21 protein-coding genes are annotated in these 18,879 nt (G+C 53.0%); 17 read left to right on the forward strand and 4 right to left on the reverse strand.

The features are described from left to right. Positions 1–4 precede the first annotated feature (4 nt). Positions 5–628: a class I SAM-dependent methyltransferase gene (locus C2I18_RS22445; protein ID WP_249897948.1), complete on the forward strand. Its 624-nt coding sequence runs from the start codon at positions 5–7 to the stop codon at positions 626–628. Positions 629–673: 45 nt separating this feature from the next. Here the strand turns inward: C2I18_RS22445 and C2I18_RS22450 are convergent, their stop codons facing one another. After that, the gene (locus C2I18_RS22450) at positions 674–1,480 is read right to left on the reverse strand and encodes an MBL fold metallo-hydrolase (protein ID WP_249897949.1); all 807 of its coding nucleotides are present in this window, start codon (positions 1,478–1,480) and stop codon (positions 674–676) included. A 194-nt stretch (positions 1,481–1,674) separates the two neighbouring features. Beyond that, complete coding sequence (locus C2I18_RS22455; RefSeq protein ID WP_249897950.1) at positions 1,675–2,259, reverse strand: helix-turn-helix domain-containing protein; 585 nt, start codon at positions 2,257–2,259, stop codon at positions 1,675–1,677. Positions 2,260–2,425: 166 nt separating this feature from the next. Here C2I18_RS22455 and C2I18_RS22460 point away from each other — a divergent pair, with 166 nt between their 5' ends. From C2I18_RS22460 to C2I18_RS22515, 12 genes are all read left to right on the forward strand, one after another. Then, positions 2,426–2,713: a Dabb family protein gene (locus C2I18_RS22460; protein ID WP_249897951.1), complete on the forward strand. Its 288-nt coding sequence runs from the start codon at positions 2,426–2,428 to the stop codon at positions 2,711–2,713. Between the two features lie 208 nt (positions 2,714–2,921). Then, positions 2,922–3,362 (forward strand): DUF86 domain-containing protein, encoded by a 441-nt coding sequence (locus C2I18_RS22465; RefSeq protein WP_249897952.1) that lies wholly within the window; start codon positions 2,922–2,924, stop codon positions 3,360–3,362. Positions 3,363–3,420: 58 nt separating this feature from the next. Beyond that, positions 3,421–4,083, forward strand: coding sequence for a helix-turn-helix transcriptional regulator (locus C2I18_RS22470; RefSeq protein WP_249897953.1), 663 nt, complete (start codon positions 3,421–3,423; stop codon positions 4,081–4,083). A 99-nt stretch (positions 4,084–4,182) separates the two neighbouring features. After that, positions 4,183–4,566 carry a YtxH domain-containing protein gene (locus C2I18_RS22475; protein ID WP_249897954.1) on the forward strand — a complete coding sequence of 128 codons (384 nt, stop codon included), beginning with the start codon at positions 4,183–4,185 and terminating at the stop codon, positions 4,564–4,566. 228 nt (positions 4,567–4,794) lie between these two features. Beyond that, positions 4,795–5,601: a glutamate racemase gene (racE, locus tag C2I18_RS22480; protein WP_275100938.1), complete on the forward strand. Its 807-nt coding sequence runs from the start codon at positions 4,795–4,797 to the stop codon at positions 5,599–5,601. A 279-nt stretch (positions 5,602–5,880) separates the two neighbouring features. Continuing rightward, on the forward strand, positions 5,881–7,098 hold the full coding sequence (locus C2I18_RS22485) for a M14 family metallopeptidase (RefSeq protein ID WP_249897956.1): 1,218 nt from the start codon (positions 5,881–5,883) through the stop codon (positions 7,096–7,098). Positions 7,099–7,468: 370 nt separating this feature from the next. After that, the gene (locus tag C2I18_RS22490) at positions 7,469–8,626 is read left to right on the forward strand and encodes a YhgE/Pip domain-containing protein (RefSeq protein ID WP_249897957.1); all 1,158 of its coding nucleotides are present in this window, start codon (positions 7,469–7,471) and stop codon (positions 8,624–8,626) included. Positions 8,627–8,694: 68 nt separating this feature from the next. After that, positions 8,695–9,303: a TetR family transcriptional regulator gene (locus tag C2I18_RS22495; protein WP_249897958.1), complete on the forward strand. Its 609-nt coding sequence runs from the start codon at positions 8,695–8,697 to the stop codon at positions 9,301–9,303. Positions 9,304–9,461: 158 nt separating this feature from the next. Next, positions 9,462–9,713, forward strand: coding sequence for a hypothetical protein (locus C2I18_RS22500; RefSeq protein ID WP_249897959.1), 252 nt, complete (start codon positions 9,462–9,464; stop codon positions 9,711–9,713). Positions 9,714–9,838: 125 nt separating this feature from the next. Next, the gene (locus C2I18_RS22505; RefSeq protein ID WP_249897960.1) at positions 9,839–10,141 is read left to right on the forward strand and encodes a HesB/IscA family protein; all 303 of its coding nucleotides are present in this window, start codon (positions 9,839–9,841) and stop codon (positions 10,139–10,141) included. A 41-nt stretch (positions 10,142–10,182) separates the two neighbouring features. Continuing rightward, positions 10,183–10,422 (forward strand): YuzB family protein, encoded by a 240-nt coding sequence (locus tag C2I18_RS22510; RefSeq protein ID WP_249897961.1) that lies wholly within the window; start codon positions 10,183–10,185, stop codon positions 10,420–10,422. A gap of 155 nt (positions 10,423–10,577) precedes the next feature. Beyond that, positions 10,578–11,402, forward strand: a complete 825-nt coding sequence (locus tag C2I18_RS22515) for an aldo/keto reductase (protein ID WP_249897962.1) — start codon at positions 10,578–10,580, stop codon at positions 11,400–11,402. A gap of 475 nt (positions 11,403–11,877) precedes the next feature. Here the strand turns inward: C2I18_RS22515 and C2I18_RS22520 are convergent, their stop codons facing one another. Next, the gene (locus C2I18_RS22520; RefSeq protein WP_249897963.1) at positions 11,878–13,017 is read right to left on the reverse strand and encodes a THUMP domain-containing class I SAM-dependent RNA methyltransferase; all 1,140 of its coding nucleotides are present in this window, start codon (positions 13,015–13,017) and stop codon (positions 11,878–11,880) included. Between the two features lie 116 nt (positions 13,018–13,133). Between C2I18_RS22520 and C2I18_RS22525 the strand changes: the two genes are divergently transcribed. Next, the gene (locus C2I18_RS22525) at positions 13,134–13,763 is read left to right on the forward strand and encodes an O-methyltransferase (protein ID WP_249897964.1); all 630 of its coding nucleotides are present in this window, start codon (positions 13,134–13,136) and stop codon (positions 13,761–13,763) included. An 8-nt stretch (positions 13,764–13,771) separates the two neighbouring features. Here C2I18_RS22525 and C2I18_RS22530 read toward each other — a convergent pair whose 3' ends face one another. Further along, positions 13,772–14,992 carry an MFS transporter gene (locus C2I18_RS22530; RefSeq protein WP_249897965.1) on the reverse strand — a complete coding sequence of 407 codons (1,221 nt, stop codon included), beginning with the start codon at positions 14,990–14,992 and terminating at the stop codon, positions 13,772–13,774. A gap of 225 nt (positions 14,993–15,217) precedes the next feature. On the opposite strand from C2I18_RS22530, the gene hemE reads away from it, so the two are divergent. Genes hemE through hemG form a run of 3 tightly spaced genes read left to right on the forward strand, consistent with a single transcriptional unit; the run spans position 15,218 to position 18,767 of the window. Then, positions 15,218–16,285: a uroporphyrinogen decarboxylase gene (gene hemE, locus C2I18_RS22535; RefSeq protein WP_249897966.1), complete on the forward strand. Its 1,068-nt coding sequence runs from the start codon at positions 15,218–15,220 to the stop codon at positions 16,283–16,285. A 59-nt stretch (positions 16,286–16,344) separates the two neighbouring features. Beyond that, positions 16,345–17,298 (forward strand): ferrochelatase, encoded by a 954-nt coding sequence (gene hemH / locus C2I18_RS22540; protein WP_249897967.1) that lies wholly within the window; start codon positions 16,345–16,347, stop codon positions 17,296–17,298. Next, positions 17,295–18,767, forward strand: coding sequence for a protoporphyrinogen oxidase (gene hemG, locus C2I18_RS22545; protein ID WP_249897968.1), 1,473 nt, complete (start codon positions 17,295–17,297; stop codon positions 18,765–18,767). Before hemH ends, hemG begins: the two co-directional genes overlap by 4 nt. Positions 18,768–18,879 lie beyond the last annotated feature (112 nt).

Consider the following 18,879-nt stretch of genomic DNA (forward strand, 5'->3'; position numbering starts at 1 on the left):
ACCCGTGTCCCGATATTGGAGTGAACGCTTCTCAAAGGAAGGGATGATCTGGGGAAGTGAAGCCAGCCCTTCGGCGTTTTGGGCGAAGGACCGGTTCCGGGAAGCAGGAGTAACCTCTGTGCTGATTCCCGGCGCCGGCTACGGCCGGAATACAAAGGTGTTCTCTTCAGATTTTACAGCTTATGGGGTAGAACTCAGCCTGCCCGCACTGGAGCTTGCGGCGGAGTGGGACCCGCTTACGGTTTTTATTGCCGGGTCGGCACTGGAAATCCAGCTTGCGGACACAATCGATGCCGTGTACTGCTATGACGTGCTGCATTTGTTTCTGGCAGAGGAGCGCAGACGGCTGATCGAAGCCAGTCTTGCGCAGCTGCGTCCGGGCGGGCTGCTTTATTTTACCGTGTTCTCCGACGAAGATTCCAATAATGGCAGAGGCACTATGCTTGAGCGGGGTACTTATGAGTATAAGGAGGGGAAATACGCCCACTTCTTCAGTGAGGCGGATCTGCGGGAACATTTTGCAGACACGGAGATTCTGGAGACGGGTTCATGGACTGAACGGCTGCACAGCCGGCATAACGGTATACACCAATATATACTGCGCTATCTTCTGGCACGCACCAAATAACGGTCCGCAGAAACATGGGATTCCACGGACCGTGCAGCTGCAGGATCAGACGTAACGCCCTTGCTCGGGGATTTCCTTTTCCTTAAAGGTTTCGCATAAGCGGGCCAGCTGCGGCGCAAGCTCCGGTCCGTCAACCGGGACCCCGTGACCAGCAAGCAGTACATTTGGATTAAGCAGAGCAAGCTTGCGTACAGATCGTTCTGCCGCTTCCCAGTCTGTCGTGAAATACGCCGGCGGACCATGAAGCTCCTTGTGCTGCGACACTACTGCAAATGCCGACTCCTGCTTCACTGTCAGCAGAGCATCTCCCGACACCAGTACCTTGTCCGCGGCACGGAATAAGGAGATATGTCCAGGACTGTGCCCGGGGGTGTGAAGCCATTTCCAGCCGTCCGCACCGGGAACAGTTCCGTCCTCAGGCAGGGGTTTGATCCGGCTGCCAAGGTCAATTCCCTTATGCGGATACAGCGGAGAAGCAGCAGCCATCATTCCTCCGCCGACGGTAGGGTCTGCCGGGGGAAAGTCCATCTGTCCCGTGAGAAAAGGGAGCTCCAGCGGGTGTGCATACACCGGGACCTCCGGCCATTCCTCCAGCAGCTCCTTCAGATTCCCGACATGGTCAAAATGGCCGTGGGTAAGCACAATGGCCTGAGGATTACCGGTAAACTGTTCCTTCGCCACCTTCATTATACTTCCGGCAAAGTTACCCAGCCCGGCATCCACCAGAATCCAATTTGCTGGGGATTGGCTTAGATAGGCGACGTTGACGAACAACGTCCTCAGGCCGGTTACGCCCGGTGCCGCTTCCCAGGTATCTGTCAAGCCGGCGGTTAATATGCTGTTCAATTCCATTTTGTACCTCCTGCTGCAGTATTGGTTAACAATGGTCTTGTCAGTAGTATGGCCGTCTTAGAGAGGAAACAAGCGTCCATATCTTATATTACCCGCAGGAACGTTAATAGGCCCTTCTTTTGTTGGAAGAAGGGCCTCTGGTAAAATGGTATGGTTAAAGGAATGAGCACTCGCAGGGCTGTATGCTTTCCCACTTACTTAAGCTCACAGTCAGCGAACAAAATGTGACGCGGAATGCGGAAGAAGTTCTCGGCCTTTTCCTGCAGGGCCAAGGTAGGAAGATGGCTGTGATGCAGCCATTTGCGGAAGGTGCCTGGATGGACGCCGATCCAGATGCTTACATCGGTTACAGAGAAATCGTAGACCATACATAATCCTGTAAGAATGACATTGCAGTTCGGCGAATTGGTAAGCGCTCTTTTCATAAAACGTGAAGGTGTCGGCTGACAGACAATCGGGCTTTGCCGCAGCAGTGTTTCGTTAAACAGGACATGGGACGGATAACCAAGCAGACGGCAGGTCTTGTCCAGATTGGTTTTGGAAGGAATACGGCCTTCGTACACCCAGGCGCTTACACTGCGTGAGGAGATAGAGAGTTCTTCGGCAAGACGGGACAGCTTGATGTCTTTAGCCATCAGGATGGCCAGCAGTACACGGTTGCGAATTTGGCTGCGTTTGGGACGGCGAAAACGTTTAACCCGTACACCCTGTCCAAGATACTTTCGGTTGATCAGAGACCAGGCCTGGATTTTGTGAGATTCTTGTTGATTCTTAGGCATACTTCCTCCGAAATTTTTAACGTTATACTACAATAATTTCCCGGTGGCTGCAATGGTTAAAGATGTATTTTTTATACAGGTTCATAGTTTCTTTCAGAAGTGCCGTTGTTATGATATATTTTTAATAATAAATTTATACAAATTGCAGAGCTGGGAGAGACAGTAGATGATCAAACATATCGTATTTTTCAAATTAAAAGACCGGTCCCCGGACAAGGTTCAGGAAACGGTTCAAGTCCTGCGGAACATGGAAGGAAAGATACCGCAGCTGCTATCCATAGAGGTTGGTGCTGATATCGTCCATTCGGAACGGTCCTTTGACATTGCCCTTGTAACAGTGGTAGCATCCTTGGAGGATTTGCAGGCTTATCAGGTTCATCCGGCGCACAAGGAAGTCATTGCCCACATCAACGAGGTCAAAGAGCTGTCGGTTGCGGTGGACTACGAAATTTAAGCAGTAACCTGTGCGGCCTGGAATACCCATAAAATACCGGAAGCGGTGACGTGAATGCGTGAACTTGAGTATCCGATGGAAGCCTTAACCTATCTGGTCGTATTCTTGGCCGCCTGCATCATTATGCTGTTCTGGCTCAAACGCCGCGGCAGACGCGGTAAATAGCACTCATTACTTCTTACGGATACCACCTACTGGAGGGACAGCTGTGTATTATGTGAACCGGAAACAAATCGAAGACATCCTTGCCCAAATTCCATTTATTACAGAAGGCCTGCGCAGTTCGGCGGCAAATTGGGACGGCAGCACCTTAACAGGGTTTATTCAGGAACGCAGCCTGCATCTGGCGATTGAGGTTGTGACTGATGTGGGCAGCTGTCTGATTGACGGATTTATTATGCGCGATGCCGGAAGCTATGAGGATATTATTTCGATCATTCATGAAGAGCAGGTTTTCGGAGCAAGCGGAATCTACGGGGTGCTTACAGAGCTTGTAGCCCTCCGCAAACCGCTGGTGCAGGATTACTATGTATGGGACCGCAGTGTACTGCATCCGCTTACCCCCGTGCTTCCCGAGGTGCTGGAGCGTTTTGCGTCTGAAGTACGCAGATATCTTGATCAGGAGCTGGGAACCGGGGTGCAGGCATAACCTGCCGGTAACTATACAATAACTGGCGGGAGCCGTGACAGAGAGGAGGCCCTTCGTGATGAAAAAGGGGCAGGAAAGCGGTTCGACGAGACGGATGATTATGACGCTCCTGAAGATGAAAGGGCCGCTGACGATCGGCGCGCTGGCGGAAGAGCTGGGGATCACCGAGATGGGCGTCCGCCGCCATGTGCTCCAGCTGGAGCAGGAATCGCTTGCCAAGACGAAGATCGTCCGGCAGGCTATGGGCAGGCCCCTGCATGTCTATTCGCTGACTGAACGGGCCGAAGACCATTTTCCCAAAAGCTATCATAATCTGGCGCTAGAGCTGCTCCGGGAGCTGGATCTCGGCAGCGGCGCGGAGGCGGTCAATGTGCTGTTTGAAGGACGCCGGCGGCGGATGCTTGCCCAGTATGCCCCGATGATGGAGAACCGCAGTCTGGAGGAGCGTGTAGCCGAGCTGTCGGCCATTCAGAATTCCGGGGGATATATGGCGGAGTGGAACAAGGAAGAGGACGGAACTTATGTCATGCGGGAGTTCAACTGTCCGATCCGCCAGGTCGCTGCACAGTACCGCAAGGCTTGCCATTGTGAGCAGAGCCTGTTCGAGGAGCTGCTGGACGCAAAGGTGATACGGAGTGAATGTATGGCAGAAGGCGGCCAGTGCTGCCGGTATGCGATTTCTCCCAGAAAAGCAGTCAAAGCCGCCACTAAATCTTCCTGATCAGTCACAAGACAAACTCTCCGTGCTTATGATATAGCAGAACTAGGCGATCGCCCGGATGGCGGGCAGAAGCACTGAAATCCAAAGGAGAGATTGTTGATGAAAAAGGACACGAAAAGCTTGCTGTGGGGTATTCTTGCCGGTAGTGTAGCAGGTTCTGTGACAGCGCTGCTGCTGGCCCCCAAACCGGGCAAGGAACTGCGCAAGGATATTGCTGATGGTACCACAAATGCGATTGACAAGGTGCAGGAAATTGCCGGGCAGGCCGGGGATAAAGGTGCGGAGCTGTACGGCAAGGCGAAGGATGCAGTAGAGGCCGTTGTAAGTGAAGTGAAGGAATGGAGTAAGCAGTATACAACTTCCGGAGATGCGGAGACTGCCAAGGTAAGCGGAATTGCTGCGGATGAAGAAGCTGCGGAAGAAACAGGTGCAGATGATGCGGTAGCTGCTGATGAGAGCAAGGACGGCAATAATATCGCATAAGATCCCAGGCGCGGAATTTTCCGGCGGAGGGTGAATACATCAGCCATTTTACGGCCTAGAGCCGCTTTTCGCATCCTGGCGGAAGGCGGTTCTTGTCATTCTGACAGAGCTTTCCTTGAACTGCAGCGCTAAAAGGAGTATTATCTGCAATTGGGGCTATAGACCAGGTACACTTTGTTTCGGCCTTACATAAGCTACTCAAAACAAGTTAAAGGAAGCGGTGTGTTCGTGCAGCAGGCTATAGCAATATTGGACTCAGGTGTAGGGGGATTGACGGTCGTCAAGGAAGTGATGAGACAGCTCCCGCGGGAGAAAATCATCTATTTCGGCGATACTGCCAGAGCCCCGTACGGACCCCGTACGACTGAGGAAGTGAAATTGTTCACCGAACAGATCGTGGACTATTTAATTCAATTTAATCCTAAAATGATCGTCATTGCCTGTAATACAGCAACTGCAGCAGCTCTTGATTATATCTCCGCCAAGGTGTCCATGCCCGTGATCGGCGTGATCCACCCCGGGGCCCGCGCTGCGGTCAGCGCAACCAAAACCGGCCGTGTAGGCGTAATCGGCACTGTCGGCACGATTAACAGCGGAGCGTACACTGCAGCATTGCAGGAGCTGTCCCCTTTTGTCCAGGTGGTCAGCCAGGCTTGTCCGGCGCTTGTCCCGTATGTGGAGCAAGGGCTGTTCCGCACGGCAGAAAGTGAAACAGCTGTGGCTGAATCTCTGAACGGCATGAGGTATGAGCCTATCGATACGCTTATTCTCGGCTGCACCCATTATCCGTTCCTGGTGGAGCCCATCGGCAAGGTTATGGGACCCGGAGTCAAGCTGATCAGCTCCGCTGATGAAACTGCCCGGGAGATCAGCACCATCCTGTACGAAAAAGGCAAGCTTGCCCGCGGGGATGAAAGTCCGATCCACCAGTTTTTCTGCAGCGGGGATGCCGAAATGTTCCAGAAAATTGCCCGGGACTGGCTGGGCGAGCAGATCAAGCGGACGCCTGTGGTTTGGCAGGTATCCTCGTTATAGGTGGATTGAACTGAATTGAATAGGGACGGGCCGGGGAGACAATTCCCTGGCCTCTTTTTATATATATGGCTTGCGCTGTATTCTGCCAGACTATTCTCACTGTCTCCTTTTGAATACGCATACAAATTTAAGCCGGTGAGACAGAAGCCAGGTCTTTTCTTTCATGCGGGGCGGCAGAGGCTGCATACAATAGGTTATGGGCTAATGTCCCGTTGGCCCGAGGCACTGTCAGCCGGGGCCGGGAATGCCCGACACTTCAGGGCCGGGAGGATGAGAGCTATGCAGCAGTATATTGCCCGCAGGGGGGATACCGTCAGCCGGATTGCCGCAAGGCATGGAATTACGCCGGGGCATGTCATTCAAGGAAATCCGTGGGCAGGAGAACAGCCGTATTTATACCCCGGTCAGATCCTGTACCTGCCTTCTGCTCCGCGCAGGCGTTATTCCGTGCAGGACGGCGAGAATGCAGAGACCATTTCCGCTTTATTTGGCGTAAGCATAGAAGAGCTGGAGCGGTTTAATCCCGGAGTGGCTTCAGGCCGCGCCATCACTGCCGGCAAGGTGCTGGTTATCCCGCAGCCTGCTTCTGCACAGGTGGTTACAGTCCGCAGTGAATACGGTCCGGCAGAAGTGGAGCGGGATACCGGGCTTCTGGTGGAGAAATACCCGTTCATTAGCCGGGAGGTCATCGGTACAAGCGTGCTGGGCAAGCCGCTGCATCTGCTGAAGATCGGCAGCGGCCCCAGGGTGCTGCATGTCAACGGCGCGCTGCACGCCAATGAATGGCTGACCTCGCCATGTCTGATGTCTTTTATCGAGCAGTATGGGGCTGCATATGCCGAAGGGAAAAGCTGGCATGGCCGCAGACCAGAGGAGTGGTACCGCAACTGGACTCTGCTTGCGGTTCCGATGGCCAACCCGGATGGAGTGGAGCTGGTGCAGGAAGGCATATTGCCTGGCCAGGCCGGCTATGAAGAGCTTATGAGCTGGAATAGCGGGCGACGCAGCTTCCGGCACTGGAAAGCTAACATCCGCGGTGTCGATCTTGGCGACCAGTTCCCCGCTCACTGGGAAGAGGAACAGGAACGGCGGGGGATCCAGGGGCCGGCGCCCAGAGACTACGGCGGACCGGCACCGCTCAGCGAGCCGGAGGCAGCAGCCCTCGCTGAGCTGGCAGAGCGGTTCCCCGGCGAGGCAGCGGTCTCCCTGCACAGCCAAGGGGGAGAAATTTACTGGAATTACCGGGGGTATGAACCGGCGGAGAGCAAGGGTCTGGCTGCAGATCTGGCGGCGGCAAGCGGCTACAGGGCTGTAGAATTGACCGGCAGTGACGCCGGTTATAAGGACTGGTTCATTCAGCGCTTCCGCAAGCCGGGCTTTACCGTGGAGCTGGGTACCGGCAAGAATCCGCTGCCGCTGGGCGATTTTGAAGACATGGCGCTGGAGACAGGCTTAATATTGGCGGATATTCTCTCTCACCGGTATTTTTTAGACTAGGCAATTTGTAACGTGATAATCTGCACCTCAATCTGTCATCCGTAAGTCTAACGGACTGTAGATCTCTTATTTCCTCTCTTTAAGGATTTATCCGTTTAAAAATCAGCGGATTGTTGATCAGGCACTTTACTCCTCAGGAGGATCATGCTGATGGAAGCCTCATAGTCTCAAACTGCTGAGCATACACGCGAATTTCCTCATCCAACAGTGAGCTGGTCCGTCCCCGGATCCTTTAAGCTCACTTTTGTTGTGTTTCAGAGGATTTCAGAAAAATAGATTGACAATACTTAAAAATTTATATAAATTACAACAAGCGTTTAAAACAGTCGTTTGAATTAAACGGAACAAATACAGTTGGGGGAACGAATTTATGCTGCAGGCTTTGCGTACTCTTTTGAAAAAACCGCCGGTAATTATAGGGATTGTTACGGCGCTTATGTTCCAGGTGATATTTAGTGTAATCTGGATGACTGCCTATTCCGGAGTCAATGACCGTACCCATGAACTGACGGTAGCTATTGTTAACGAGGATGGCGCCAAGTCACAGGCCATTGCGGACACTTTAGCTGAAATGCTTCCGTTCCATACCGTGGCGGATTTGGACAACGCCGGTGCGCTGGACCAGCTGGAGCATCATAAAGTACATATGGTACTTAACCTTCCGGCAGGATTCAGCGATCAGCTGCAGACACCGGGCTCCAAAGCGCAGATTAATTATACGATTAACGAAGCAAACCCTGTGACCATCAAAAGCATGATGCAGGGCGTCTCACAAAATGTGACCAGTATGATCAACCAGCAGGCTTCAGCGCAGGGCGTACAGGCGGTGCTGGCGGCTTCCGGTACGCCAGCCGACCAGGCCGGTGCGGCAGCGGCATCCTTGACCTCGCGCGTCGAAGGCACGACAACGAACCTAAACCAGGTCAACGGAATGAACAACCAGATGGTTCCGATGATGATGGTGTTGGCTTCCTATGTGGGGGCAATGATCATGGGAATGAACATGCAGGGCGCTATGGGGATGCTGGCTGCAGTGCATTCACGCATGTCCCTGTTCGGAGCAAGAGTTATGATTAACATTGCTTCTGCGCTGCTGGTTTCCCTGGTGGGCTCCATGCTGATTCATGTTCTGGGCGGACAGTTTGAACAAGGCTTCTTCGCTTTCTGGATGTTCCAGGCTTTGTTCCTGTGTACTTTCATGTTCTTCTCCCAGTTCTTCGTAATTCTCTTCGGCCCAGCCGGGAGTGTCTTCAATATCATTGCGCTGTCTTTGCAGCTCGTTTCTTCCGGTGCGATGGTTCCGCGTGAGCTGCTGAACGGTTTCTACAGCGGATTGGGGCAATATCTGCCTGCGACATATGCGGTTAAAGGCATTATGAGCGTTCAGCTTGGGGGTCCCGGAGCCGGTGAAGCGGCGGGAACAATTGTAATCATTCTGGCTGTTGCTTTTGTGCTGTCCTTGCTGGTGACTCTTTTCAAAAAAGGCCGCGTTCCGGCAGCAGCACCAAGCCCGGCTGTGAACCGCTGACGGAACGGTAATATCTGATGTGCAGCCCGAGGTGCGAAGCGCCCTGAATACATGGAGGAGTGAGCGGAATGACGAAACGGGAGCCGGATATCAAAACGAGGATTTTGCTGGCAGCGAAGAAGCTTTTTGCCCTGCAGGGATATGACGGGACAAGCGTCCGCCAGATCTGTGACGAAGCAGGAGCTAATCTGTCGCTTGTCTCATATCATTTTGGCGGAAAAGAGAAGGTGTTCGAAGCGTTGTTTGAACGTTACTTTCTTGTACGCATTCCGGATGAGCACGATTCTTCCATGTCACCTGTTGAAGGCCTCGTACTCATTATCAGGGAACTCATTCGGTTTACCTCCGTGGACCGGGAGATGAGCGACATTGTGCAATTGGAGATGGCTCTGCGGACTAACCGTAACGCGGCGATGTATCCTTTTCTGGAACCCATATGGACCAGGCTGACCGGGCTGCTGCAGGCAGGGAAGGACCAGGGAATATTCCGGATTGATTCCGTTTCGTACAGTATGCTCATGGTGTTAAGCGTGTCTTTGTCACCGCAGCGGGCATTTAATACAAAGTTTATGGTGGATTTTGAGCAGGAGAATCCTGATCATTTGGCGGATCAGACCGTTACATTTGCTTTGAGGGGATTGGGCGTGAGCCGGCATGAATGGACAAACCGGCTGTAAATGCTGCACCATCGTACAAATTTGAAATAAATTTGAAACATTCACAGCAAATTTGCGTAATATATCAGCAAAGGGTACGGCCGCAGTCATTCCGAAAATGTGCTCCGCGGCTGTATCCTTTTTTGTAAGCCAAATTATATTTTATCAGGAGGACCTTCATGAAACTCAAAAAACTGCTGTCACTTAAACAATGGTCCCATATTCTCCGCAAGGCCTGGTCTTATATCATCTCTCCCCGTGTAGCGGTAGGGGACAAGCTGCTGTTCATCATTCCGGCGCTGCTGTACTGGGTGCTTCCCGATATTATGCCTTTTATGCCGATTGACGATATTGGAGTGACCATGCTGCTGCTGGGCTGGTTCGTATCTCGGATGGATCGCAAATACGCTGCACTTCCGGCCGGAAGATGAAGATTTAGAGAAACTTTTCAGAACACATCCTCATCAATTTCTCGGATATGGTTGCTTTTACAGGCCACAGTCCTTAAAATAAATTATTGAGTATTTAAATTTTAGATGCCGGGAGTTGGATGAGGATGAACGTCAAAATTACCCGCAATGCGGCTAAAGTTATAAAAAGAACCATGGAGCTTGAAGGGAACAGCGAACTCAAACTGCGCGTAATGATTACACATGCTCACGGGGACCATGCCCACTACGGTCTGGATTTGGACACGCCTAAGGAGAACGATGTTGTGATCCCGACAGACAAGGAAATCGATGTTATTCTTGACCCGAACCAGCCGCTGCTGGATGGCGTGAAGATTGATTATCTCTATCTCCCGGAAGAAGGCTTTGTCATTACTAATCCGTCTAAAGGAAATCATGGCGATCACTAAACGGTCAGCCGGAATTTACGGACAAGAAGAAGGGTTGCTTTATGGCTAACGAAATACAGATTTGTGATGAATGCAATTTTATGCGGATGAAGACGATTCTTCCCAAGCTGCGCAAGATGGCACCGGATGCCGAGATCAAGATCGGCTGCAAATCCTATTGCGGACCTTGCGGCAAACGTGCTTTTATCTATATAAACGGACGGTACATCAGCGCTCCGACCGAGGATGAGGTACTGGCAAAAGCCGAAGCTTTTGTCAAAAAACCTGTGGTTACGGAATAGCTGCATACGGCAAGTTCAGGTCCCCGCATGATTATGCGGGGGCTTTTTTGTCAGCTGTACGCCGCCCTTCCCCGCATATTTGGGATAGTTCAGACACACATGGTATAATAGACAGGCTGTACACAAGATCTATACATAGAAGGGAATGAAGCTGTATGAAGCATCTTACCGACGGGACGGTTCTGAATAACGGTGTGGTCATGCCCTGGTTTGGTCTGGGCACATTCAAGGCGGCAGGCGCAGAGGTAGCTAATGCGGTTACGACAGCACTGGAGCTGGGTTACCGGAGTATTGATACTGCAGCCGTATACGGCAACGAAGAAGAGGTGGGGGAGTCCATTGCCGCAAGCGGTGTGGAACGGGACAGCCTGTTCGTAACAACCAAGGTCTGGAATACGGATCAGGGATATGATACAACGCTGCGCGCTTTTGATACCAGCTGCAAGAAGCTGGGGCTTGATGTGATCGACCTGTATCTGATTCACTGGCCTGGGGCGGATAAATATAAAGATACATGGCGTGCGCTGGAACGTCTGGCGGAAGAAGGCCGCGTCCGTGCTATCGGTGTCAGCAATTTTCAGATTCATCATCTGGAGGAATTGCGCAAGGAGAGCGGCGTAGTGCCGGCTGTCAACCAGGTGGAGCTGCATCCGCGGTTCATCCAGAAGGAGCTGCATGACTACTGCGTCCGGCACGGGATTCAGATTGAAGCATGGGCGCCGCTGATGAAAGGCAGACTGCAGGACAACGAGCTGCTGCAGGGAATCGCACAGGCTCACGGCAAGACAGTATCACAGGTTATCCTGCGCTGGGAGCTGCAGAACAAGATCGTCATCATTCCTAAGTCGGTTACGCCTTCGAGAATTAAGGAGAACAGCGAGATCTTTGATTTTGAGCTGACACAGGATGAAGTGAATGCCATCAGCGGACTGGATGCCGGAGAGCGTATCGGCACGGATCCGGACAAGCTGCTGTTCTAGAAACCGTATAACCGGGTAGTGCCTGTTTAAAGAGAGAGATCGTTCCTTTTGAGGTGGTTGTGCAGACTTCTACTTCCTTAGAAGGGACGGTTTCTTTTTAATGTGGAAAATAACGGCTCTGTATAGCTCTAAATGGATTTCCTCCACCTAATGCGGTCATTTTTCATCATTTCTGAGCTTTTGTTGGAAATTCTCCAGTTAATCGGGCAGATTAAGGCTTTTGGCGACTTAGCCAGTCTATTTAAGTGGAGTATTTCCAATAAGAAAAGTATTAACGGCAATTATCGGTGGATTAGATGGAGAATTTCCGCTTAGGCTGGATCTGTACGGTGCAGACAGTAGTTTCGAATGAGAACACATGCACCATAAATAAAAGGATGCCCCATCAGCCAAGACTACATGGCATTCGGGACATCCCTGCTTACAAAAGTTCAACTGCTGCTTCTACTAATAAGCCGGCTGTCAGCAGCAGTGTTTATTTAGGGTTCCGCGGAGGCAGAGGACCGAGGTACTGATAATACTGGCATTCGATCCGGCCGTTGTACAGCTTGCGGCGCTTGTCCGCTTTGCGGCCGTAGTATTGTTCGAACTCCTTGTACGGGCTGATCGCAAAAAAGGACCATGTCGGCAGATACAGCATCATTTCACCGAACTGGCGGGTCAGCCGCTCCACTTCCTTGTCATTGCTGATCCGCTCGCCGTATGGCGGGTTGGTTATGATGCAGCCGTATTCTCCCTGCGGCCGCGCTTTGGCTGCCGCGATATTCTTGAAGGTGATTTCACCGGCCAGCCCGGCGCTCTTGGCGGCGGCTTCGGCAATTTCAATCGCTGCCGGATCGATATCCGTGCCGGTCAGCTGCAGCGGATAGTCGTCACGGACGGCATCAAAGGCTTCCTCGCGGGCTTCTTCCCACAGCTGCTGCGGAATTTCCGGCCAATGCTCGGAAGGGAAGGAACGGCGCAGGCCCGGTGCGATGTTCCAGGCAATCATGGCCGCCTCGATCAGGATCGTACCGGAACCGCAGCACGGATCATACAGCGGGCGGCTGCCGTTCCAGCGGCTGAGCTGGATGAGGGCTGCAGCCATGGTTTCCTTAAGCGGCGCTTCAGTGGCGTGGCGGCGGTAGCCGCGTTTGTGCAGCGCAGGGCCGGTGGTATCCAGCGTAATCAATGCGATATCGTTCAGCAAGATAACCTCTACCACGTAACGCGGGCCGTTTTCAGGGAACCATTCGGTCCGGTAGGACTGTTTCAGCTTCTCGACGATAGCCTTCTTGACAATCCCCTGGCAGGCAGGTACGCTGGTAAGCTGTGATTTATGCGAGCGGCCTTCTACCGGGAATTCGCCGTTTTCGGGAATCCAGTCTTCCCAGTTGATAGCCTTGACGCCTTCAAACAGCTCGTCAAAGGTTTTGGCCGGGAACTGGCCCATTTTAACCAGGACGCGGTCGGAGGTACGCAGCCACAGGTTACAGCGGCAGATGTCAATGTAATCCCCGCTGAATAATACCCGCCCGTTCTCGACCGTGGTCTCATAACCCAGCTCGTTCAATTCCCGTGCTACTACAGCCTCCAGCCCCATAGGGGCGGTGGCGATCAATTGTAATTTACCCAAATGCGCTCAACTCCGTTTAACTTGTAGATGGTTGCTCAAAGCCAGTACAATAAGAACAGCTTATCTGTTCAAGTATAGGGGAATGCGCGGGACTTCACAACCAAAGGAGAATACATATGCCTAACCAGGAAGAATACAGCGAAGGGCTGTACACAGAGGATGAATTGCTGATGGAGGTTAAGGAAGCCATCAAAGCGAACAATATGCCGGAGGTATCAATAGCCCCGGGCTACGGAAGACTGTTGACGATGCTGGTCAGGCTGTCCCGCTCTGCAAGGGTGCTGGAGATCGGCGCGCTTGGCGGTTACAGCGGAATCTGCCTGTGCCGCGGCTTTGAAGCAGGCGGAAGCCTGACCTCGCTGGAACTGAAGCCGGAATATGCCGAGCTGGCCGGCCTTCATCTGCGCAAGGCCGGATTCGGTGATGCGGTGGAATACAAAATCGGCCCTGCGCTGGACAGCCTGAAGCAGCTGGAGGCGGAGGGCCGGACCTTTGATTTCTTTTTTATCGATGCCGACAAGGAGAACTATCCGGGCTATCTGGAATACGCCATCCGGTTGGCTTCGCCGGGGGCTATTATTGCCGGGGATAACATTTTTCTGCGCGGACGCACACTTAATACGGACAAGAAGGGTCCTGCTGTCCAAGCGATGCGACGCTTCAATGAGATGATTGCCAGTGATGAGCGCCTGACCAGCACACTGCTGCCTGCCTATGACGGACTGGCGCTGGCGATGGTCAAATAATGTCCGGATCAGCGGAATAGCCGCGGAGTTGTCACCTTGTACAGCTTCAGCCGGACCCAGACTGTATTAATGAGCAGGAAAGCGCCGGAGATAATGAACAGGCCTTCGATCCCGATGTATCCTGACAAAAATCCGCCGATGACCGCTCCAAGCATATTGCCGAGGGCCAAGGTGCTGCTGTTGAAGCCGAAAGCCCGGCTTTCTTTGCCGTCAGGCGTATAGGAACGGATCAGAGCGTTCACACTCGGCAGCAGCCCGCCCATAAAGACGCCCATCATAAACCGGACAATAATGAGCTGCCAGACCGACGTTACAAAAGCCTGGGGTATGAGGAAAAGCGATGCCCCGATCAGCGCAAAGGTTAATATCCGGTGTGCGCCGATTTTGTCGCTAAGCTTACCGAGCAGCGGGGACGCCAGCATATTGGATATGCCCGTTACCGCACTGACCATACCGGCCCAGAAAGCGATGTTCACAGCTGAGCCGTGAAGCTTCTCCACGTACAGCGGAAGCAGGGACATCGGGCTGATCATTGCGAACTGCAGCAGGAACGTAACGCCGAACAGCGCAGGAAGCTGCGGCACCTTGGCCAGCTCCTTAAACCCCTGAAGCACGGACACCTGCGGCACCTGGGCCGCTTCTACCCGGTCAAACTTCTCTTTAACCAGGAACAGTGCCAGGAGCGAGGCGACGAACAGCAGCGCACCCACGACATAAAAGATCGGACGGAATCCGATCCAGTCCGCCATTGCACCGCCGATGAGCGGCCCGAGAATCGTCCCGGCCACCGAGCCGGACTGCATCAGACCCATGGCAAAGCCCATGCGTGCCTTGGGGGTAGTCCCTGAGATAAGCGCGATCGACGCGGGATTGAAGCCGGAAATCGTACCGTTCAGCAGACGGAGCAGCAGGAGCTGCAGCGGTGATTGGGCAAAGCCCATAAGCACAATGACGATAGCCATGCCGAAGCTGGAACGGAGCAGCATGATTTTACGCCCGTATTTATCGGCCAGCTTGCCCCACAGGGGCTGAAAAATAAACGAGGTCAGGAAGTTAGCGGCAAAAATAAGCCCGGCCCACATTCCGATGGCATGATCGCCCTGTACCCCCAGATCTTTGGCGAGATAGAGCGACAGAAAGGGGGTAATCATAGTCATACCGGCATTGACGAGAAATTGTCCAAACCAAAGCACCATGAGGTTGATTTTCCAGGTCTCCCAATTCTTCAAAGTGCTTTCACTTCCTTTCAATGATTTTACAACGCAAAAATTCACGAAAAATTGACATTCTATCAGTATATCATAGATTTTATGTCGAACGGTGCAACACATGTCATAGTAATGTCATGGGATTGTCATTCCCTTTCCCGGACAGATGTTGTTACACTGTTTTAAAAAGAGCATAATAGTTATATACGTTCACAATATCCTATTAAATCTAATGGAGATCTTATCATGACCTACAATGATACTTTTATCCGTGCCTGCAAGAAGCTGGAGACGGACCGCGTTCCTGTGTGGTACATGCGTCAAGCCGGACGTTATGACCCTGATTACCGTAAAATAAAGGAAAAATATTCGCTGCTTGAAATTTGCAGACAGCCTGAACTTGCCGCTGAAGTCACATTGATGCCTGTACGCAAGCTCGGTGTGGATGCGGCAATTTTGTATTCCGACATTATGAATCCTGTCGCTTCGCTCGGCGTGGATTTTGATATCGTCAAGAATGTTGGTCCTGTCATCGAGAATCCGCTGCGCTGTGAAGCAGATATTGACCGCCTGAAACCGATTGATGTCGAAGGGGACCTGGGCCACATTCTGGAAACCATCTCCATTCTGGACAAAGAGCTGGACGTGCCGCTGATTACGTTTGCCGGAGCGCCTTTTACAATTGCCAGCTATCTTATTGAAGGAAGACCTTCCAAGAGCTATCACCGGACCAAGGAGCTTATGTACAGCCAGCCGCGTGTCTGGGAGAAACTGATGGACAAGCTGGGCGATATGGTCATCACCTATTTGCGTGCCCATGTCCGCAGCGGAGGCAAGGCCTTCCAGCTGTTCGACAGCTGGGTGGGTTCGCTTGCTCCCCGTGACTTTGAACAGTATGTGCTGCCGACCATCTCCCGTATTTTCAGCGAGTTGTCAGACCTTGATGTGCCGAAGATCTATTTCCCCGGTGTAAGCTCCGGAGAACTTTTGCCGGGCCTTAAGAGTCTTCGGGCCGATGTGATCGGTCTGGACTGGCGGGTAAGCCTTAGCGAAGGCAGACGCAGAACAGGCGGAGGCTTTGCGGTGCAGGGCAATCTGGATCCATATCTGCTGACCGCCCCGATGGAGGTTCTGAAGCAGCGCGCCAAGGATATCATTGATGAGGGCATCCAGGAGCCTGGATTTATTTTCAACCTGGGGCATGGCTTATTTCCTGAAGCATCGCTGGATACGCTAAGAGAGTTAACGGAGTACGTGCATGAATATTCGGAACAGGTGCTTAAGGCTGCTTCATCAGAGCAGAGCCGTTCCTGATCAGTTCACATAAAAAGGATGCAATACACGACATTATTCGTAAGAGGAGATGAAGCAGAGTGAGTGCAAAAATTGGAGTTCTAGTGATGTCGTACGGTACGCCGGAGAGTCTGGAAGGGGTAGAAGCGTATTACACCCATATCCGGCGCGGCAATCCGCCCTCAGCAGAGCAATTGAAAGAGCTTAAAGACCGCTATGAAGCGATTGTCGGCGGGGTATTCCCGCTGCGTGAGAATACAGACCGTCAGGTGGAGGCCCTGCAGGCTGCGCTGAACCGCGATAGCGGCGAGGGTATTGAATATGTGTGTTACCAGGGGCTGAAGCATGCTCATCCGTTCATAGAAGACGGTGTAGAGGCAATGGCGAAGGACGGAATTACACAGGCGGTAGGCGTAGTGCTTGCACCGCATTATTCGGTAATGAGCGTGGGAGGCTACATCAAGCGCGCACAGCAAAAAGCCGAGGAGAGCGGAATCGAGATGGCCTTTGTGGAGAGCTATCACCTGCATCCGGAGCTGATCGATGTGCTCTGCCGCCGGGTGTCCGCGAAGCTGGACCAGTTCGAGGAGACCGGCGCTGCACGCGGTGAGGTCCGTGTACTGTTCAGTGCGCACAGCCTGCCTGAGCGCATTCTGGCCATGGGTGACCCGTACCGTGACCAGCTGCTGGAGACTTCGGAGGCTGTGGCTGCTAAGGCTGGAGTGACCTCATGGCAGTTCACCTGGCAGAGCGCCGGCAGAACCGCTGAGCCTTGGCTTGGACCGGATATTCTGGATACCCTGCGGGAGCTGAGCGAAACCCAGGTCAAATATGTGCTGTCCGCTCCGGTCGGATTCGTATCGGATCATCTGGAGGTGCTGTATGATCTGGATATTGAGGCCCAGGCGCTGGCTTCGGAGCTTGATCTGCGCCTTCTGCGGATAGAATCATTGAACAGTGATCCGGCATATATGTCTGTACTCAGCGATGTCGTACGGACCAAGGCTGATCAAATGAAGGTGAGCCAGCAATGAATGGTTTGACACGAAGAGTAGTGATTGTAGGCGGCGGGCTGAGTGGTCTCAGCGCCGCTTTTTATGTCCGGAAATATTACCGGGAAGCCGGAATGGAGCCGGATATCGTGCTGATCGAGAAGGACAAGACGCTGGGCGGCAAAATTGAAACGCTGCACCGTGACGGTTTTGTCATCGAAAAGGGACCTGATTCCTTCCTCGCCCGCAAAACGGTAATGAGCGATTTAGCCAAAGAGCTCAAGCTGGAACAGGAACTGGTTACGACAAATCCGAATGCGAAGAAGACGTACATACTGCAGCGGGGCAAGCTTCATCCTATGCCGGCTGGTCTGGTTCTGGGAATTCCCACGGAAATCAAGCCGTTTTTGAAGAGCGGTCTGGTCTCCTTCGGCGGCAAGATGCGGGCGTTAATGGACTTCGTGCTTCCGCCCCGGAAGAGTACAGAGGATGAGTCGCTCGGGTCTCTGATTGAGCGCCGTCTCGGACCGGAAGTGCTGGAGAATATGACAGAACCGCTGCTGGCGGGCATTTATGCCGGGGATATGCGGAAGATCAGCCTGCAGGCTACTTTCCCGCAGTTCGGTGAAGTTGAGCGGCAGTACGGGAGCCTGATCCGCGGCATGACGACAGGCCGCAAGCCGGTAGAGACGCACACAGGGACCAAGAAGAGCGCCTTCCTGACGCTGCGTAAAGGACTGCAGAGCATGGTTCAAGGCCTGATCCAGGACCTGCATGATGTGGAGCAGCGTACAGGGACAGGGGCAGTTGGCATCAGAAAACGCAGTGAGACGGGGAGCGGGCACCCGGCAGCCGGTACGGAAGCACGGTATGAAGTGGAGCTGGATAATGGTGAAGTTCTGCCTGCGGATGATGTCTACGTGACCGTGCAGAATTTTGCTGCTGCCAATCTGCTGCGGCCTCATGTCAGTGTCTCCGCACTGGATAACGTCAATTATGTATCTGTTGCCAACGTAGTACTGGCTTTTACCAAGAAAGACATCGTTACTGAATATGACGGCTCAGGGTTTCTCGTTCCGCGCAAGGAAGGCCGTAACATCACGGCCTGCACCTGGACGTCAACGAAATGGCTGCACACCAGCCCGGATGACAAGGTGCTGCTGCGCTGTTACGTCGGACGTTCCGGTGACGAGCAGAATGTCCAGCTGCCGGATGCCGCCCTGACCGAGCTGGTCCGCAAGGATCTCAAAGAGATTATGGGGATTACAGCGGTGCCGCTGTTTACCGAGATCACCAGGCTTGAGCACTCCATGCCGCAATATCCGGTAGGCCATCCGGCGGCTATCGCAGGACTTCGGACCGAGCTGGCCGAGAAGCTGCCGGGTGTATATGCATTCGGTGCCGGTTATGACGGCATAGGCATGCCTGACTGCATCAAGCAGGCCAAGGAAACAGCAGAGAAAGCAGCCGAGGATATTAAGCGGCAGTTAAAGACTGGTACACAGCAATAATATCGATGACAGTCTTCACGGCGCAGATGACAGGATTTTAGGATTTATCGGGGAACGGTGGAGCGGAGGTCACGCGCTCCACCGTTTTTGCAATCCGGTAACTCCAACAGTC

The organism is Paenibacillus sp. PK3_47 (assembly GCF_023520895.1).
Lineage (GTDB): Bacteria > Bacillota > Bacilli > Paenibacillales > Paenibacillaceae > Paenibacillus_AQ.

Coding starts and splice junctions, on each gene's coding strand:
- C2I18_RS22500 (WP_249897959.1), top strand. CDS start 9,462: ATGAAACTCAAAAAACTGCTGTCACTTAAACAATGGTCCCATATTCTC.
- C2I18_RS22455 (WP_249897950.1), bottom strand. CDS start 2,259: ATGCCTAAGAATCAACAAGAATCTCACAAAATCCAGGCCTGGTCTCTG.
- C2I18_RS22525 (WP_249897964.1), top strand. CDS start 13,134: ATGCCTAACCAGGAAGAATACAGCGAAGGGCTGTACACAGAGGATGAA.
- C2I18_RS22475 (WP_249897954.1), top strand. CDS start 4,183: ATGAAAAAGGACACGAAAAGCTTGCTGTGGGGTATTCTTGCCGGTAGT.
- C2I18_RS22495 (WP_249897958.1), top strand. CDS start 8,695: ATGACGAAACGGGAGCCGGATATCAAAACGAGGATTTTGCTGGCAGCG.
- hemG (WP_249897968.1), top strand. CDS start 17,295: ATGAATGGTTTGACACGAAGAGTAGTGATTGTAGGCGGCGGGCTGAGT.
- C2I18_RS22460 (WP_249897951.1), top strand. CDS start 2,426: ATGATCAAACATATCGTATTTTTCAAATTAAAAGACCGGTCCCCGGAC.
- C2I18_RS22490 (WP_249897957.1), top strand. CDS start 7,469: ATGCTGCAGGCTTTGCGTACTCTTTTGAAAAAACCGCCGGTAATTATA.
- C2I18_RS22510 (WP_249897961.1), top strand. CDS start 10,183: ATGGCTAACGAAATACAGATTTGTGATGAATGCAATTTTATGCGGATG.
- hemE (WP_249897966.1), top strand. CDS start 15,218: ATGACCTACAATGATACTTTTATCCGTGCCTGCAAGAAGCTGGAGACG.
- C2I18_RS22450 (WP_249897949.1), bottom strand. CDS start 1,480: ATGGAATTGAACAGCATATTAACCGCCGGCTTGACAGATACCTGGGAA.
- C2I18_RS22515 (WP_249897962.1), top strand. CDS start 10,578: ATGAAGCATCTTACCGACGGGACGGTTCTGAATAACGGTGTGGTCATG.
- C2I18_RS22485 (WP_249897956.1), top strand. CDS start 5,881: ATGCAGCAGTATATTGCCCGCAGGGGGGATACCGTCAGCCGGATTGCC.
- C2I18_RS22470 (WP_249897953.1), top strand. CDS start 3,421: ATGAAAAAGGGGCAGGAAAGCGGTTCGACGAGACGGATGATTATGACG.
- C2I18_RS22505 (WP_249897960.1), top strand. CDS start 9,839: ATGAACGTCAAAATTACCCGCAATGCGGCTAAAGTTATAAAAAGAACC.